A 17,723-nucleotide genomic window follows, 5' to 3' on the forward strand; every position below is an offset into this window, starting at 1 on the left:
ACATACTTTTGCTGGCGGACACGCCATGAAATTGATTAGATGTCGCCGACCGTTTTTCCTAATCACATCACCTGGAATACTGCCTATGTTTCAATGCTTCGATAACACGTCCACGCCGCAGTTGGGTCGTGAGCGTGTTAACGCCATCCGCGCCCGTTTCGACGAGCTCGGTATTGACGGTTTTCTCGTGCCGCGCGCCGATGAATATCAGGGCGAATATGTGCCGAAATCCGCCGAGCGCCTGTCCTGGCTGACCGGTTTCACCGGTTCCGCCGGTATCGCACTGGTGACGCGTTCGCAGACCGTGGTGTTTGTCGATGGTCGTTATGTCACCCAGCTCGCCGAACAGGTGGATGGCACGGTCTTTACCGGCGGTGACCTCGTCAATGAGCCACCGCATCTGTGGATCCCGGCGCATGCGCCAAAGGGTTTTCGTCTGGGTGTCGATCCGTGGCTGCATGGCGGCTCGGAGGTGAAGAGGCTTGCCAAGGCCGTTTCCGAAATCGGCGGCACGATCGTCCTTCTCAATGAAAACCCGCTGGATACGGCATGGACGGATCGCCCCTCCGAGCCGATGGGTGACGTGGCTGTGCAGCAAGAAGCCCATGCCGGCAAGCCTGCGGCGGAGAAGATCGCTGATATCGCAGCCGGTCTGAAAGCCAAGGGCCTTTCCGCGGCGCTGATTGCCGATCCGTCCTCCGTCGCCTGGATTTTGAACATCCGCGGCGCCGACGTGCCGCACACGCCGCATCCGCTGTCGCGTGCGCTGATCTCGGCCGATGGCAAGGCAGAACTCTTCATCGACGAGCGCAAGCTTGGCGCCGAGGCCCGCGCCCATCTGCAGCCGCTTGCCGCCATTCACGCGCCGGCTTCATTGACGGATCGTATCGGCGTTCACGCGAAGGACGGCGGCCGCATTCTCGTTGATCCCGAACTGACGGCGCTGGCGCTGATCATTGCCATTGAGATGGCTGGCGGCACGGTGGTCGACGGCACCGATCCGGCCCGCCTGCCGCGCGCCATCAAGAACGCGGTTGAACTCAAGGGCTCGGCTGACGCGCATGTCCAGGACGGCGTCGCCATGGTCGAGTTTCTCTATTGGCTCGATCAGTCGAAACCCGGCTCGCTTACCGAAATCCAGGCGGTCAGGGCGCTGGAGGCGGCACGTGGACGTGTCGGTCAGTCGATGCAGAACCCGCTGCGCGATGTCTCCTTCGACAGCATTGCCGGTGCCGGCGAACATGCGGCCATCATGCATTACCGCGTCACCAGCGAAAGCGATCGCAAGATCGAGGCGGGCGAACTTTTTCTGATCGATTCGGGCGCGCAATACATCAACGGCACGACGGATATCACCCGCACGGTGGCGATCGGCGAAGTGCCGGAAGATCGCAAGCGTTTCTTCACGCTGGTGCTGAAGGGCATGATCGCCATCAGCACGGCGCGTTTCCCCAAGGGCACGCGCGGCTGCGACCTCGATCCGCTGGCCCGTATCGCCCTGTGGAAAGCCGGAGGCGATTTCGCCCATGGCACGGGCCACGGCGTCGGTTCCTACCTCTCGGTGCATGAAGGTCCGCAGCGTATCGCGCGGCTCGCCACGCAGGAACTGCTGCCCGGCATGATCCTGTCCAACGAGCCGGGTTATTATCGCCCGGGCCATTACGGCATCCGTATCGAGAACCTGATCTTTGTCCGTGACGCGGAAGAGGTTGCCGGTGGCGACATGGCCATGCGCTCGTTCGAAACGCTGACCTGGTGCCCGATCGATCTGCGTCTGGTTGTCGCCTCGCTGATGACGACTGAGGAAGTGGAGTGGCTCAATGCCTACCACGCCACGGTGCGTGAAAAGTTGTCGCCGCTGATTGCCGATGCCGCCATCCGGGACTGGCTGGATAACGCCACGGCACCGATCGGCGCCTGATCAGGGCCCGATTCCGAAACCGTAACGGGCGGCCATCACGGCCGCCCAGCCGACCGCAAGGATGGTGAGGCCGGGAAAACGCAGGCCCACCACCAGCGCCACCACCATGGCGATCTTGATGTCCCAGCCGCCATAGATGAAGGGCGGCGCCACCAGTGTGGTCAAAACCGCCGCCGGCACCGCATTGAGCGCCGATTCCACCCGAGGCGGAATGCGCTTCATGCTGCTCATCAGCACATAACCGCCGATGCGGGTGAAATAGGTGGCGATCGCCGCCACAAGGATCAGCAGTGCGGTGTTCGGATCGATGGAAAGAGCGCTCATCTGGTGTTCCATTTTACAGCCCTTCCTTTTCCATCTCGGAGACGTCCGGCTCCTCATGCACCTTCGGTGGTGGCAAGATCGTCGCGACCAGAATGCCGAGAACCGCACCGACGCTGATATGCCAGGGCGAGCCGATGAAATGGAAAGCGACAGTGGAACCGGCCGCGCCCGCCAACATAACCGGGACAAAGTTGTGGCGACTGCGAAACCCCATGGTCAGGCCGAGGAAATAGACCGGCAGCAGGACATCGATGCCAAGTGCCTTGGGATCGCCGATCATGCTGCCGAAGTAGGCGCCGATCACGGTCGTCATCACCCACGAGATCCAGATCACCGCGCCCATGGCAAAGTACCAGCGGAACGTCGCCGTCTTGCCGCTTTCCTCGCGCTTCACGGTTTCAGCAAACTGCGGATCGACCAGCAGGAAGAAGGCAAGCCAGCGTTCGACATGCGGATAACGGCCGATCACCGTGGTCAGCGCGGCCGAATAAAGAATGTGGCGGAAATTGACGGCAAGAATCGAGAGAACGATGATCCAGGCCGCAACGTGATGGCCAAAAAGTTCGATGCCGACCAACTGGCTGGCGCCGCCATAAACAAGCCCGCTCATCAGCGCGGCTTCGGTGATGCTGAAACCGTTATCGACGGCAATGGCGCCGAACAGCACGCCGAAAGGTGCGGATGAAAGCGCGACCACAGCCCCTTTTTTAAGGCCGTTCGTCAATTGCTCATGTCTGTCCATGGATCGTTCCCTGCGCCGCTGCACTCGCGCTTTTGTTCGAGCTTTGCGTGTAGAAGCAGGCGAGGGCGCTGGCAATCGAATTGCGCTTATTCAATCAATCGATTTCGGTGATCCGTCGCGCCGGGCCGGACAAGGCAGCTCATCCAACGTCATGCCGCCGCGTGCGGCTCGCTCAGTCGGCGAGAATCTCGTCGCTGGTGACGATGCCGACGCCGCGTGCCTTCATCTCCGCAATAGCATCCTTCACGCCCTGCGGATCGATGCCGCGGCTGGCGTCTGAGACGAAGCGTACCTTCACGTCCGGCAACATGTCGCGCGCATCGAGCGCTGAAAATTTGACGCAATAATCCGTGGCCAGCCCGCAGACATCGAGTTCATTGACCAATTGTGCCTTGAGGTAACCGGTAAGGCCGGTGAGTGCCGCATGGTCATTGTCACGAAAGGCCGAATAGCTGTCCACAGCCGGGTTTTCACCCTTCTGCTGGATATAATCCACCGCATCCATCTCCAGATCCGGGTGAAATTCCGCGTCGCTGGTTTCCTGCACGCAGTGATCCGGCCACAGAACCTGCGGCTGCCCGGAAAGCTCGCCCATGTCGAAGGGTTTCGCACCGAGATGCTGCGAGGCAAAGCTGCCGTGATCGGCCGGGTGCCAGTCCTGCGAGGCGACGATGACGTCATAACCGCCCTCGCGGATCAGCCGGTTGGCCACCGGCACGACCGCATCCCCATCCGGAACCGCCAGATTGCCGCCCGGACAAAAACCGTTCTGGATATCGATCAGCAGCAGCGCCTTCATGGCTTCTCTCCTTCAAACGAATCGGTCTGCCCCGCGTTTTTTATTGGGGTGCAAGGCAGCCTTGCGGCAAAGTCTATCACAATCGTCTGCGAGGGAAACCGCACGAGTTCCGGTGTGTGCAGCGCAAATTTGTCACCCGTCAAATCCCGCCGGGTAATAATCCCCAATTATATGTCAACCTGTCGGAAATGGCGAGGCCCGCAAGCCTGAGGCAAGTTGTGGAGCAAAGTCTCTGGTCATAACTGGAGGTTGTTATGAGTCTTTTTGGGAGCATGCGCACCGCCGTTTCCGGCATGAACGCCCAGGCCAATCGTCTGAGTGCCGTTGCCGAGAATATCGCCAATGCCGGCACGGTCGGCTACAAGAAGGTGGATACGCAATTTTCGTCGATGATCATGCCGGGAACCGGCGGCAACTACAATTCGGGCGGTGTCAGCACCACTGTCCGCCACGCGGTGGATAGTCAGGGAGCCTTTTCCTATACGACTTCGCCAACCGATCTCGCCATCGATGGCGACGGTTTTTTCGTCGTTTCCGGCGCCGATGGCGTCGAATATCTGACCCGCGCCGGCAATTTCGAGGTGCAGAGCGATGGCACGCTGAAAAATGCCGCCGGCTATACGCTGATGGGCTATCCCTATTCGTCCGATGAGGATCCGACCATCGTCATCAACGGCTTCGACGGTTTGGCGCCGGTCAATGTGTCATCCGGCGGCCTGACCGCGATCGGCTCCACTGCCGGCACGCTCAAGACCAATCTTCCCGCAGGCGCCGCTGTGGGCGATGTCAGCAAGACATCGCTCGTCGCTTTCGATGCGCAAGGCAATTCACGCCTGCTCGATATCGAATATACCAAGACCGGCGACAATGCCTGGACCATTGGTATTTCCTGCGAGGGAGAGACATTGCTCAGTCCCGTCGCGCTGAGCTTCGATGCCCAGGGGCAACTGATCGGCCCCGAAACACTGACGACGCTGCCATTGCTGCGCGACGGCACTGAACTGGCGTCGCTCAGCATCGATATTGCCGGCTCGTCGCAACTCGGCAAGCCATTTGAGGTCATCACCGGCAAGATCGACGGCAGTGCTGCCAGCAATGTGGAATCCTACGAGGTCAGTTCTGATGGCGTCGTATCGCTGCGTTATGCCAACGGCAAGGTGGAGCCGAAATTTCGCATCGCCATGGCGAATGTCGAAAGCCCCAACAATCTCACGCCTTTGCCCGGAAATATTTATGCGCAGAGCAATGCTTCGGGCGTCGTCGTTATCGGGTATGCGGGCAGCAATGGCTTTGGCCAGATCGCAGACCGCACGCTTGAGAGTTCCAATGTCGATATCGCCGATGAACTCACCAATATGATCCAGGCGCAGCGTATCTATACCGCAAATTCCAAGGTCTTTCAGACCAGTTCGGAACTGATCGATACACTGGTCAATCTTGCGCGTTAGCGCTGCGACAAGACAATCAACGGGATAGACCCTAACGCCCGACAAGCGCATCCATTCCTCATGGAACGGTATTGGTGATATTTTTCTATCGCCGATCCGGCGATTTCCGGCACATGAATCTCCCTGACTGCTTCTGGAGCGAAAACCGTACCTCGCATGCGCCAGCGACGGCCCCTATAACCGGGGCAACTTCAGGAGTTTTTCATGTCTGTATCCGTTTCGACCGCTGATCCGCGCGCGAGCCTGCCTTTTGGCGCTCCGGGTCTGGGTGCTCTTCTTGTTCTCGTCGCCGGCACGCTGGCGCTTGGCGCCTTTTATGGTCCGGCCCAAGGCGCGCTTTTCCTTATTGGCGGCGCGCTCGGCATCTCGCTTTATCATGCCGCTTTTGGTTTTACCTCCGCCTGGCGCGTCTTTATCGCCGAGGGCAGGGGGCGCGGCCTGCGCGTGCAGATGATCCTGCTTGCACTTGCGGTCATCCTGTTCTTCCCTTTCCTTGCCAGCGGCACGCTGTTCGGCAATGAAGTGCGCGGCAATATTTCGCCCGCCGGCATCGGTGTCATTGCCGGCGCCTTCATGTTCGGCGTCGGCATGCAGCTTGGCGGCGGTTGCGCTTCCGGCACGCTATTCACGGCCGGTGGCGGCAATGCCCGTATGCTGGTCACGCTGTTCTTCTTCATCGTCGGTTCGCTGATCGGCACCATGCATACCGGCTGGTGGGCGTCGCTACCATCGCTGCCGCCGACTGCGCTGTTCCAGACTTTTGGCGCTGCAGGCGGTATTGCCCTGTCGCTCGCCATCTTTGGCGCGATCGCGGCGATCACCATTGTCGTCGAAAAGCGGCGCAATGGCGCGCTCGAACAGGCGCCGCCTTCGCCGCGTCATGGTTTTGCCCGCTACCTGCGCGGCCCGTGGCCGCTGGTCTTTGGTGCGATCGCTCTTGTCATTCTCAATTTCGCGACGCTTGCCATTGCCGGCCGTCCATGGGGTGTCACCTCCGCCTTTGCGCTCTGGGGTGCCAAGGGCGCTCAGCTGATCGGCATCGATGTCGCTTCGTGGCCGCACTGGCAGCAGCCGGGCAATGCCAAGGCGCTGGCGGAAAGCGTGTTTGCCGATGTCACCTCGGTGATGGATTTCGGCATCATCGCCGGCGCCATGCTGGCGGCGGCGCTGGCCGGAAAATTCGCGCCCAGCCTCGACATTCCGCTGCGCTCGGTGCTCGCCGCCGTCGCTGGTGGCCTTCTGCTCGGGTACGGTGCACGCATTGCATATGGCTGCAATATCGGCGCCTATTTTTCGGGCATTGCATCCGGAAGTCTTCACGGTTACCTTTGGGCCGTGGCAGCCTTCGCGGGCAATGTCATCGGCGTGCGTCTGCGCCCATGGTTCTTCATGGAGCGCATGAGCGTTCGGCGGATAGACGGTTGATGGGTCCGGGGAGCGGCTCATTCATCATGTTTGCCGCTCCAGCGCCGCATTTTGGCTAAATTTCTGTCTGGAATCGATTGTATTAGCGCGGTCGAATACTGGTCGGGGATCGAAATCAGGGGCGGCATAAACATTTTGGTTACCATAATTCGGCATTCTCTTCGTCAACCGGTGATCGACGGTGCGGGGCCTGCAAGCCTTGCACTTGGTCTTTTGCCTGATTTCGGTGGCGCGGCGTTCGGTAGCGCCCCCGGTTTGCGTAGAATGTTCGGGTAACCAGTATGGCGCTGACGATAGACAATTTCGAAAATCCCTATGAGCGCCAGTCGGGCCGCAAAGCCCAGCCGGTCAAGCGTAAATCGAAAGCAGCATTTCTCGGTACGGTCATTCTCGGCGCAACGCTGCTTGGCGGCGTCTGGGTGGGGGCTGCCGTGCTGTCCGTCGGCAAGATGGCCGGAACCACGAACCTTACGCCGCAGCCGAAATTTCAGACCGTCCTTTCGATGCGCGTCGCCTCTCCGGTGCCGGTCGAACAAAGCCATCTGCTCGCGGCACAGGCCGATCCGCAGCGCCTGATCAACGTTTCCAAGTTCTCGCGCATCCCGACCTCTGTCGATCCGAAGTCTGCCCGCCTCGATGGCGCGGAGGCGTCCGTCATGGCGGCGTTGCGGCCGGCTGACGATGCCGTTCGCAGCGGTCTCGATGCGGCGATTGCCAAGGCAAACGCAAAAGCGAAAGCCGCAGAGGACGAGCGCCAGTTTGCGGCGCTGATGTCGTCACGTCCCGACGCTGCGGCGATCCGCAATGCCTTGATGCCCGCCATGGAAAATGTCGTGGCAGTCGCGCCGCGCGGCGAGATGCCGGACGTCTTCCAGGACGTGACGCCCGCCACCAGGGTTGCCGAACTGAAGGATATCGAACCGGTCGAGATCGAGGTGGCGTCCGCCGACGCGGATGGCGCTGACGAGCCGACCGAACTGGCGCTGGCCGAAGCGTTGCCGAAAAACGGCCCGATGCCGTTCGGCCGCCCGGAGGCCGCGAAGGTCGTTGCTGCTGCCAAACCTGCCGAAAACGGCACCGCACGCAATGGCCTCGATGCGATCGCCCGCGTTTCGCCGCAGAAGCCGGCGCGTGACGAAAAGCCCGAAACCGTTCTTGCCTACGCCAAGCCGGACAACCCGATGCGCCAGACGGCACCGTCTGCGCCGTCGCGGTCCGCGCCGAACTGGCCCGGAATCGGCACCAAGGTGGCGATCTACGATATCACCAATGCCACCGTTCACATGCCCAATGGCACAAAGCTCGAAGCCCATTCCGGCATCGGCAAGCTGCGTGATGACCCGAACATGACGCATGTGAAGATGAAGGGACCGACGCCGGCCGGCACTTACAAGCTGTCCATGCGCGAATCGCTGTTCCACGGCGTTGCCGCCATCCGCCTGACCTCGGTCGACGGCAAGCATCCGAAGAACCGCACCGGTCTTCTCGCTCACAGCTACCTGTTGCGCACCCGTGGTGACAGCCATGGCTGTGTCGCCTTCGCTCAATATGACAAGTTCCTTGCGGCTTTCCGTCGTGGCGAAATCACCCATATGGTCATCGTCGACGAATGGGACGGCAAACGTCCCGGTCGCGGCGGTTCCTCCGGCAAGACGCTGGTGGATCTGTTCAAGCGCGGCAACGACGCCTGATCTTCTCTCGCCTGTTTTGATGAAAACGCCGCCTCCAGAGGGCGGCGTTTCTGTATTGGCGGCCAGATGATTGTTTCGTGTTTGTAACAGCATCAACAGCATCAACAGCACGCTTGACGATTGCCCTCTGCGGTCGCGATGATCCGGTGAAACTGCCATGCCGCATAGCCATGCGAGATGATTGTGACCGGAGTGTTTTGCCGATGCCATGCCTGCCGTCTCCCGGAAGCGCTGCCACCTGCCGACGTTTCTTTTTCAAACAGTGCTTTCTCTTCAAGTCCGTTGGCCATCGTCTGGCAGCAGTTCTGCTTGCCGTCACGGCGGTCCTCTCCTTTGCAGGCGCTGCCACCGCGCAGGCGGAAAGTCCGTTTGCCTTCGGCTCCACCTGCCGGGCCGATTATCGCCAGTATTGCCGCGGTGTGCGGCCGGGCGGCGGCGCGATCGTTGCGTGTTTGCGGGAGCGGGCTCAATCGCTGTCGCCGGCGTGTGGCGCTGCTCTCGATGACTTTCGCGCCGATCGCCGGCGTGGCGGCCGTCCAAGCGATGTGACGGCACTGCCGGGAGGCGCGCGCGTCCAGCATGATGTTGCTTATGGAACGGCGCCGCAGCAGCGGCTCGATCTCTACCGGCCCGACAAGCCTGTGAAAGATGCGCCTGTCATCGTCATGGTGCATGGCGGTGCCTGGGCGCTCGGCTCGAAATCGGCCTCCAATGTCATCGACAACAAGGTGTCGCACTGGCTGCCGAAAGGTGTCCTGTTCGTTTCCGTCGAAACCAGGCTCTTGCCCAATGCCGACCCGCTGTCGCAGGCCGAGGATGTGGCATCCGCATTGGCCTTCGTGCAGCAGAAGGCGGCCTCCTGGGGCGGCGATCCGCAGAAGATCGTTCTGATGGGACATTCTTCCGGCGCCCATGTCGCCATGCTGGTCACCACCGATTCCGATCTGGCGCGAAAGGCGAAACTGAAACCGTGGCTCGCCACCATTGCGCTCGATAGCGCAGCACTCGATGTGACCTCGATCATGCGCGGCGACCATGCCCGCCTTTACGACCGCGCCTTCGGCAAGGACCCTTCCTATTGGGCAAAAGCCTCGCCCGCGGCTCAGTTGAGGGACGGCCAGACATTGCCGCCGATCCTGCTGGTCTGCTCGACCCTGCGCCGGGTTTCCTGCGACCAGGCACGCGCCTTTGCACAAAAGGCCGGCGGCAAGGCGCAGGTTCTGCCGGTGGCGCTGCGCCATGAGGATGTCAACGCAAGGCTCGGGACGCCGGGAATTTATACCGAAGACGTCGACAGCTTTCTGCGCAGGCAAGGTGTGCGGTGAGGGGAGATCACACTTCCACCACCAGCGCCGGGTCAAAATTCTCGAATGCGTCCTGTCCGGGATAACCGCGTGGATTGGCAAACACACGGGTTTGGCCGATCATGTAATCGCTGCGGTGGTGTATATGGCCATGGATCCACAGGTCCGGCCCGCCAGCCTCGATCATGCCGGTCATGTTCGAGGCATAGGCGGCGGCGATCAGCGTGCCGCGTTCGGCGGTCGGTAGCGACCGTTCACTCGGTGCGTGGTGGGTGACGACGACAAGCGGGCCACGCCTTTCCGCAGGCAGAGCAGATTCGATGGCGTCGCGGTCGTTGCGGTGTTTGTGGACGCTCTGGAAAGGCAGGAATTTTCGGAACGGCTTTTTCGAATACATGATTTTTTTATAATCGTTCATGCGGCTTCTGGCTTCGGCCATGGCGCTTTCCTGCCAGCCGTTCAGATCGAAATCCGTCCACAACGTGCCGCCTGCAAACCGCACACCGTCTATTCCGACCGTTTCGCCATCCAGAAAATGCAGGTTGGCGATACCGGCCGCAAATGCCTTGCCGGCCAGAATGCCGTCATTGAAGGCGGCGTCGTAAAACTCATGATTGCCGGCCACGAACACGACAGGCATATGGCTGGCAATGTTCTCTGCCAGCCATTGAAGGCTCGGCACCACGCCCTTGGTCAGAACATCGCCGGCCACGACACAGACATCCGCCTGCGGGATGTGCAGCGGCAGGGGCAGGGCGATAAATTCAAGATGCAGGTCGGACATGATCCAGATGCGCATGCCCGACCTTTCTTCGCTCGCTCAGGTGCCGGCGCGTTCCACAAAACCGTCGAGCACGCGTTTTTCGCCGGCGCGGTCGAACTCGATCGTCAGCTTGTTGCCTTCCACGGCCGAGACATTGCCATTGCCGAATTTGATATGGAAAACCCTGTCGCCGACGAAAAATTTGGATGGCGTGGAAGAAACCGATTTCGCCACCAGTTCGCCGTCAATCGTGCGGCCGCGCGGCCCGCTTTCGCCGTAACCGATACGTTCCACCGCGTGGCCGGAGCGCGAACCCCAGTTGTCGCGGGTGGCGTCGGTCTTGTTCGCCTGCGCGCGTTTCCAGCCGGGGGTCGAATAGGAATTGGCGAACGGTTCGGCTTTGTCGAAACGTGACTGGCCATACCCGCCACGTCCGCCATAACCGCCGTAACTCGAATCCGAAGGTTCGGCGACATCGACATGCGCGGGCGGCAGTTCGTCGAGGAAGCGCGACGGCATGGTCGATTGCCAGAGGCCATGGATGCGCCGGTTGGAGACAAACCACAGATGGCAGCGGTGTTTGGCGCGCGTCAGGCCGACATAGGCGAGGCGGCGTTCTTCCTCCAGCCCCGAGCGGCCGCCTTCATCCAGCGCGCGCTGGTGCGGAAACAGGCCTTCTTCCCAGCCGGGCAGGAAGACGGTGTCGAATTCCAGACCCTTTGCCGAATGCAGGGTCATGATCGACACGGCATCTAGGTTTTCGTTGGTCTCGGCGTCCATGACCAGCGACACGTGCTCGAGGAAACCGCGCATGCTCTCGAACTGCTCCATCGAACGGACCAGTTCCTTGAGGTTTTCCAGACGCCCCGGCGCTTCCGCCGATTTGTCGTTCTTCCACATGTCGGTATAGCCCGACTCTTCCAGAATCTGCTCGGCCAGCTCGGTATGCGGCATGGTTTCGAGCCGCTCCTGCCAGTTCTTGAAACTCTGGATGACGTCGAACAGCGCCTTGCGCGCCTTCGGCTTCAGCTCGTCCGTTTCGATCATGTCCGAAGCGGCGGCCAGCATCGGAATGTCGCGGGCGCGGGCATAGTCATGCAGATTGCGGATGGTGGTGTCGCCAAGGCCGCGTTTCGGCGTGTTGACGATACGCTCGAAGGCAAGATCGTCTGCCGGCTGGCAGACGAGGCGGAAATAGGCCATCGCATCGCGCACTTCGAGACGCTCGTAGAAGCGCGGACCGCCGATGACGCGGTAATTGAGGCCAAGCGTGACAAAACGGTCTTCGAATTCGCGCATCTGGAACGAGGCGCGAACGAGGATCGCCATGTCGTTCAGCGCATGTTTCTTGCCGTCCGTGCTGTCGCCACGCTGCAGCCGCTCGATTTCCTCGCCGACGGCGCGGGCTTCTTCTTCCGAATCCCAGGCGGCATGCACCTGAACCTTCTGGTCGTCGGGATCGCTGCGGTCGGTGAACAGGGTTTTGCCGAGCCGCCCTTCATTGTGGGCTATCAGATGACCGGCAGCGCCGAGAATATGCTCGGTGGAACGATAATTACGCTCCAGCTTGATCACCTTGGCGCCCAAAAAGTCCTTTTCGAAGCGGAGGATGTTGTCCACCTCGGCACCGCGCCAGCCATAGATCGACTGGTCGTCATCACCAACGCAGCAGACATTTTGCGGCACGCCCTTGGGGCGCTGAGCGAGAAGACGCAGCCACATATATTGGGCGGTGTTGGTGTCCTGATACTCATCGACGAGAATGTAACGAAAGCGCTCGTGATACTCTTTCAGCAGATCCGGCGCCTTGCGGAACAACGCGATCGGATGCAGCAGCAGATCGCCGAAATCGCAGGCGTTGAGCGTGCGCAGGCGCGCCTGATAGGCAGCGTAAAGCTCGCGGCCCTTGCCGTTGGCGAAGGCGCGGGCATCGCCTTCCGGAATGTCCGGCGGCAGCAGCCCCTTGTTTTTCCAGCCGTCGATCATGCCGGCGAACTGTTTTGCCGGCCAGCGCTTGTCGTCCAGACCTTCGGCCTGAATCAGCTGCTTGATCAACCGCACCACGTCGTCGGTGTCCAGAATGGTGAAGTCGGAGCGCAGGCCCACCAGCTCCGCATGACGGCGCAGCAGTTTCACGCCGATCGAGTGAAAGGTGCCGAGCCACGGCATGCCCTCGACAGCGCCGCCGACGAGAACGCCGATGCGCTCCTTCATCTCGCGCGCTGCCTTGTTGGTAAAGGTCACGGCAAGGATCTGGCTCGGCCATGCCTTTCCGGTCTCAAGAATATGGGCGATGCGGGTGGTCAGCACACGGGTTTTGCCGGTACCGGCGCCGGCGAGAACGAGAACCGGGCCATCGGTCGTTTCCACAGCCTCGCGCTGTTCCGGGTTGAGGCCGGAGAGGTAGTCGAGGCTCGGTCGGTTCTGGTCGCGCGCCGCCATGGCGCGGGCGGCAATGCCGAGCCCACCGCCAGCCGGAGGTGCTGCCTGACCGGCGGCCGGTACAGGGGCGTTGCTGCCGCGGCTCTGCGGGCGGCGGGGTTCCGGCTCTTCGTCGAAGAACGGGATATCGTCGAAACTGTTACTCATGGGGCCAATGTAGTGATTCGGAACCGAAAGGCCAGAAAAGATGTTCTGGTTTCATTCCATTTGCACATGTCGCCTGTGGACTTTTTCGGGAGCCGCCACAGTAAAGGCGGAAACAGGCAGCCTGATGGCAGGCAACATGCACAGCAAATGATCGCATCTGAACAAAGCTTCAGCATCTGACATATGCGTGAAATTACGCGAGGTTACAAATCGGTAAGGTACCCCGCCAAGCATTGCGTAAACAGGCTGAAACGGAGATACTTCACCCACTCAAGTTGAATGCCGGAGAAATGCATGCGGATCGGAAACCAGCTCCTGACCTCGGTGGCAGTGTTGCTTGCGGGCCTCTGTCTGTGGGTCTGGCTGTCGGCAGATGCCGGCCGCACACTGGTGTCCATGGGGGTTCCTGAAAGCGTGGTCGCGGCGATCAATCCGGCAGCGACCGAGCCGGTCTCGGCCGAAGCGTCCTCCGGAGGTGCCACGGCGGCTGCAACAGCGCGTGCCGGTGGCGGTGGTCAGCAGGCGGTTCTTGTCGCCACCCGCCCGGTCGGCAAGGGCATCGTCAACGACCAGCTGTCGGCCATCGGTAGCGGCGAGGCCATCCAGTCGGTCATCGTCATGCCGCAGGCAGCCGGCACGATCAACGAAATCCATGTGAAATCCGGCGACGTCGTCAAGAAGGGGCAGGTTCTCGCCCAGCTCGACGACGACGAGCAGATCATCCTGCGCGATCAGGCAAAAGTCCTGCTGCGCAGCGCCACCGAAAAGGCCGAGAGCTATTCGGCGGTAAAAAGCTTCTCCCGTCTCGATGTTCTCGATGCGCAGATCGCCAAGGAAACAGCGCAACTGGCGCTGACAAACGCCGAACTGGCCTTGAAGCGCCGCTCCGTCGTCGCCCCCATTGATGGCATTGTCGGCATCGTCGTGGTCAATATCGGCGACAACGTCACCACATCCAGCAATGTCGTGCAGGTCGATAACCGCCAGCAGCTGCTGGTGGATTTCTGGGCGCCGGAACGGTTCGCCGTGCAGGTCAATGTCGGCATGCCGGTTCAGGCGACCTCGGCTTCGCGTCCGGGCCGCGTCTTCGAAGGTTCGGTCGAGGCGGTCGACAACCGTGTCGATCCGGCCAGCCGCACCATTCGTATTCGCGCCAAGGTCGAAAACGAGGAAGACCTTTTGCGCGCCGGCATGTCCTTTGGCGTCACCATGCGTTTTCCGGGCGAGACCTATGCCACGGTCGATCCGCTTGCCGTGCAGTGGGACAGCAAGGGTTCCTTCGTCTGGCAGATCGTCGACAAAAAGTCGGTGAAAGCCCGCGTGCGCATCATCCAGCGCAATCCCGACGCCATTCTCGTCGCGGGTGATATCAAGGAAGGCGATCTCGTCGCCACCGAAGGCCTGCAGCGTGTTCGCGAAAACGGCACTGTCCGCATTGCCGGTGAAAAGCCGCCGGAGGTCGCCAGCCGATGAGCGTGAGTGACGAAACGGAAAACAGGTCCGGCCAGGACAAAAGCGCCGACAGCCAGAAAACCTTCACCGCACTCTTCGTGCGTCGCCCGGTTCTGGCCGCGGTCCTGAACACGCTGCTGGTTGTTGCCGGTCTCGCGGCACTCGTCGGCATCGAAGTGCGTGAACTGCCGGATGTCGATCAGCCGGTCATCAGCGTGCGCACCACCTATGACGGCGCGTCCGCCCAGACGATGGACCAGGAAGTCACCGACGTCATCGAGGGTGCTGTCGCCCGCGTCAGCGGTCTGAAAACTATCTCGTCGATTTCCGATTTCGGTCAAAGCCGCGTCACGCTGGAATTCAGCGATACGGCCGACCTTGCCGTCGCCGCCAACGATGTGCGCGATGCGCTCGGCCGCGTCACCAATCAGCTGCCGGAGGATGCCGACGAACCGCGCATCATCAAGGCCGACAGTGACAGCCAGCCGATCATGCGCCTTGCCGTCACCTCCACGACGCTGTCGATGGAAGATCTGACGCTCCTGGTCGAAAACGAGATTTCCGACCGTCTGGCCGCCGTCGATGGTGTCGCCGATGTCGAACTTTACGGCGATCAGGAAAAGGTTTTTCGCGTCGATGTCGATCAGGAAGCACTTGCCGGCCGTGGTCTGACGATCGCCGATCTCTCCAACGCGCTGTCCACCGCTGCCCTTGACGTGCCGGCGGGTTCGCTCGAATCCTCCACGCAGGATATCATCGTCCGCGCCACAGCCAATCTCACCAAGCCGGAGGATTTTGAAAACGTCCTGATCGGCGACAATGTCCGCATCCGCGACGTGGCGACTGTGATGCTCGGCCCTGACGATGGCACCACGGCGCTCCGCTCTAACAGCGTGCCCGGTGTCGGTCTCGGCGTGCTGCGTCAGGCGCAATCGAACACGCTCAGCATTTCCGAAGGCGTCAAGAAGGCCGTCGCTGCCCTGCAGCCCAACCTGCCGGAAGGCACGCGCATCGCCATTACCAGCGATGATGCCGTGTTCATCGAGGGCGCACTGCACGAGGTCGAGATCGCGCTCGGCCTTTCCAGCCTGATCGTGGTCGTGGTCATCTATCTCTTCCTGCGCGACTGGAAGGCGACACTGATCCCGGCACTCACCATTCCGGTGGCCTTGATCGGCACGCTGGTGGCGATCTACATGGTCGGGTTCTCCATCAACATCCTGACGCTGCTCGCCATCGTTCTTGCGACAGGTCTGGTGGTGGATGACGCGATCGTCGTTCTCGAAAACATCGTGCGACGGCGCGCCGAAGGCATGGGGCCGCGCGCCGCTGCCGTTCTCGGTACGCAGGAAGTGTTTTTCGCCGTTCTGGCAACAACGGCCACGCTTGCCGCCGTCTTCATTCCGCTGTCTTTCCTGCCGGGCCAGATGGGCGGCCTTTTTCGCGAGTTCGGTTTCGTGCTGGCTTTCGCCGTCGGCCTGTCGTCGATCACGGCTCTGACGCTCTGCCCGATGATGGCCTCGCGTATGCTCACCAAGCCGATGCGCGAAGATCATGGCGCACTCGGCCGTTTCGGCAGTTTCCTCGGCGGGCTTTATACGCGCAGCCTTGGCGCCTGCCTCAATGCGCCGCTCGCGGTCATCGTTGTCGGCCTGCTGATTGCAGGCGTCGCCTATACGATGTTCGGCAAGGTTCACAGCGAACTGACGCCGCAGGAAGACCGCGCCATGGTCATGCTGCGCGCCACCGCACCGGAAGGTGTCAGCCTGGAATACACGCGCGACAAGCTGCAACTGATCGAGGAAAAGCTGCAGCCTTTGCGTGACAGCGGCGAGATCCAGAACATCTTTTCCATTTCCGGTCAGGGTGGTGCATCGAACAGCGGGTTCATGGTGCTGACGCTGGCGCCCTGGAGTGAGCGGTCCCGCACCCAGGCGGAAATCGTCAAGGATATCAACGCCGCCGTTTCCACCGTGCCGGCGCTGCGCGGCAATGCCATCCAGCAGAACAGCCTTCGTATTCGCGGCGCCGGCAACGGCCTGCAGATGGCGCTGGTCGGCACCAATCACGAAGCGCTGACCGCCTCGGCGCAGAAGCTGATCGAAGCGCTGCGGGAAACCAATCTCTTCGATACGCCGCGTCTCAACGACGAGCCGAACCAGGCGCAGATCTTCGTTACCGTCAATCGCGAGCGCGCTTCCGATCTCGGCATCGATATCAAGGCGCTTGGTACCTCCATCCAGTCGCTGCTGGAAGGCAAGTCGGTCGTTGACGTTTTCGTGGATGGCGAGGCGATCCCGGTCAAGCTGAAGTCGACCACACGGCCGCTGGATGACCCGACCGATCTCGAAAACATTTTTCTGAAAACCAAGGACGGCCGCATGGTGCCGATGTCCACGGTCGCAACGCTCGAGGAACGCGCGGTATCGCCGACGCTTCGCCGCGAACAGCAGCTGGCCGCTGTGTCCTTCTCGGCGGGCCTCAAGGACGGCGTATCGCTCGGTCAGGCCGTGCAGGTGGCAACGCAGCTGGCCGAACCGCTGATGCCGTCGGGCTCGCGTCTCATCCCGCTTGCGGAAGCGGCGACGCTTCAGGAAAATTCCGCCGGCATGGCGCTCACTTTCGGTTTCGCCATCGCCATCATCTTCCTGGTTCTGGCAGCCCAGTTCGAAAGCGTGCTGTCGTCGATCATCATCATGTCGACCGTGCCGCTGGGTCTCGCCTGCGCCGTCTTCGCGCTGGTGCTGACGGGATCGAGCCTCAACGTCTACAGCCAGATCGGCCTCGTGCTCCTCATCGGCGTCATGGCCAAGAACGGTATTCTCATCGTCGAGTTCGCCAACCATCTGCGCGATGCCGGTGCCTCCTGCCGCGAGGCGATCGAAAAGGCCTGCAGCATCCGTCTGCGTCCGGTGATGATGACGATGATCGCGGCCGTTCTCGGCGGTGTGCCGCTGGTTCTGGCGCAAGGGGCAGGGGCGGAAGCCCGTATCGCGCTCGGCTGGGTCATCGTCGGTGGCCTCGGCATGGCAACGCTGGTGACGCTCTACATCACCCCGGTCGCCTATCTGCTGCTCGCCCGCTTCGGCAAGCCGCATGCGCAGGAAGCACAGCGCCTGCATGACGAGCTGGCGCTAGCCCATGGCCGTGCCGCCAATGCGCCAAAGGAGCGTCCGCTCCAGGCCGCCGAGTAATGCAGTGTGTACGGTCTTCTTGATATTGCTTTTTTAGCAATTTGCGCCATGTTGGCGGTGCGGGGACGTAC

The 17,723-nt window shown here is 61.3% G+C and carries 12 protein-coding genes; 7 read left to right on the forward strand and 5 right to left on the reverse strand.

The features are described 5' to 3' along the window. Window positions 1-85 precede the first annotated feature (85 nt). Complete coding sequence (locus tag ACRQ1B_RS05200; protein ID WP_432292588.1) at window positions 86-1,921, forward strand: aminopeptidase P family protein; 1,836 nt, start codon at window positions 86-88, stop codon at window positions 1,919-1,921. On the opposite strand, the gene ACRQ1B_RS05205 is transcribed toward ACRQ1B_RS05200, so the two are convergent. The 3 genes from ACRQ1B_RS05205 to pncA form a co-directional block, all read right to left on the reverse strand. Next, window positions 1,922-2,245 carry an AzlD family protein gene (locus ACRQ1B_RS05205; protein WP_432292589.1) on the reverse strand — a complete coding sequence of 108 codons (324 nt, stop codon included), beginning with the start codon at window positions 2,243-2,245 and terminating at the stop codon, window positions 1,922-1,924. Between the two features lie 13 nt (window positions 2,246-2,258). Next, on the reverse strand, window positions 2,259-2,987 hold the full coding sequence (locus ACRQ1B_RS05210; protein WP_432292590.1) for an AzlC family ABC transporter permease: 729 nt from the start codon (window positions 2,985-2,987) through the stop codon (window positions 2,259-2,261). 172 nt (window positions 2,988-3,159) lie between these two features. Continuing rightward, complete coding sequence (pncA, locus tag ACRQ1B_RS05215; protein WP_432292591.1) at window positions 3,160-3,786, reverse strand: bifunctional nicotinamidase/pyrazinamidase; 627 nt, start codon at window positions 3,784-3,786, stop codon at window positions 3,160-3,162. Window positions 3,787-4,040: 254 nt separating this feature from the next. Between pncA and ACRQ1B_RS05220 the strand changes: the two genes are divergently transcribed. The 4 genes from ACRQ1B_RS05220 (at window position 4,041) to ACRQ1B_RS05235 (ending at window position 9,675) form a co-directional block, all read left to right on the forward strand. Next, window positions 4,041-5,234 (forward strand): flagellar hook protein FlgE, encoded by a 1,194-nt coding sequence (locus ACRQ1B_RS05220; RefSeq protein WP_432292592.1) that lies wholly within the window; start codon window positions 4,041-4,043, stop codon window positions 5,232-5,234. Window positions 5,235-5,438: 204 nt separating this feature from the next. Further along, the gene (locus ACRQ1B_RS05225; protein ID WP_432292593.1) at window positions 5,439-6,659 is read left to right on the forward strand and encodes a YeeE/YedE family protein; all 1,221 of its coding nucleotides are present in this window, start codon (window positions 5,439-5,441) and stop codon (window positions 6,657-6,659) included. Between the two features lie 281 nt (window positions 6,660-6,940). After that, a complete protein-coding gene (locus tag ACRQ1B_RS05230; RefSeq protein WP_432292594.1) occupies window positions 6,941-8,350 on the forward strand; it encodes a DUF2778 domain-containing protein in 1,410 nt (469 codons plus the stop codon). Window positions 8,351-8,553: 203 nt separating this feature from the next. After that, a complete protein-coding gene (locus ACRQ1B_RS05235; RefSeq protein WP_432292595.1) occupies window positions 8,554-9,675 on the forward strand; it encodes an alpha/beta hydrolase in 1,122 nt (373 codons plus the stop codon). Between the two features lie 7 nt (window positions 9,676-9,682). Here the strand turns inward: ACRQ1B_RS05235 and ACRQ1B_RS05240 are convergent, their stop codons facing one another. Together ACRQ1B_RS05240 and ACRQ1B_RS05245 are read right to left on the reverse strand one after the other, a co-directional pair. Further along, on the reverse strand, window positions 9,683-10,453 hold the full coding sequence (locus ACRQ1B_RS05240) for a metallophosphoesterase (RefSeq protein WP_432292596.1): 771 nt from the start codon (window positions 10,451-10,453) through the stop codon (window positions 9,683-9,685). 21 nt (window positions 10,454-10,474) lie between these two features. Next, window positions 10,475-13,006, reverse strand: coding sequence for an ATP-dependent helicase (locus ACRQ1B_RS05245; protein ID WP_432292597.1), 2,532 nt, complete (start codon window positions 13,004-13,006; stop codon window positions 10,475-10,477). Window positions 13,007-13,300: 294 nt separating this feature from the next. Between ACRQ1B_RS05245 and ACRQ1B_RS05250 the strand changes: the two genes are divergently transcribed. Next, window positions 13,301-14,479 carry an efflux RND transporter periplasmic adaptor subunit gene (locus tag ACRQ1B_RS05250; protein ID WP_432292598.1) on the forward strand — a complete coding sequence of 393 codons (1,179 nt, stop codon included), beginning with the start codon at window positions 13,301-13,303 and terminating at the stop codon, window positions 14,477-14,479. Further along, window positions 14,476-17,652: an efflux RND transporter permease subunit gene (locus ACRQ1B_RS05255; RefSeq protein ID WP_432292599.1), complete on the forward strand. Its 3,177-nt coding sequence runs from the start codon at window positions 14,476-14,478 to the stop codon at window positions 17,650-17,652. The genes ACRQ1B_RS05250 and ACRQ1B_RS05255 overlap by 4 nt, the downstream gene beginning before the upstream one ends. The last annotated feature ends 71 nt before the right edge of the window (window positions 17,653-17,723 follow it).

The organism is Endobacterium panacihumi, assembly GCF_050847465.1.
Taxonomy (GTDB): domain Bacteria; phylum Pseudomonadota; class Alphaproteobacteria; order Rhizobiales; family Rhizobiaceae; genus Neorhizobium; species Neorhizobium panacihumi.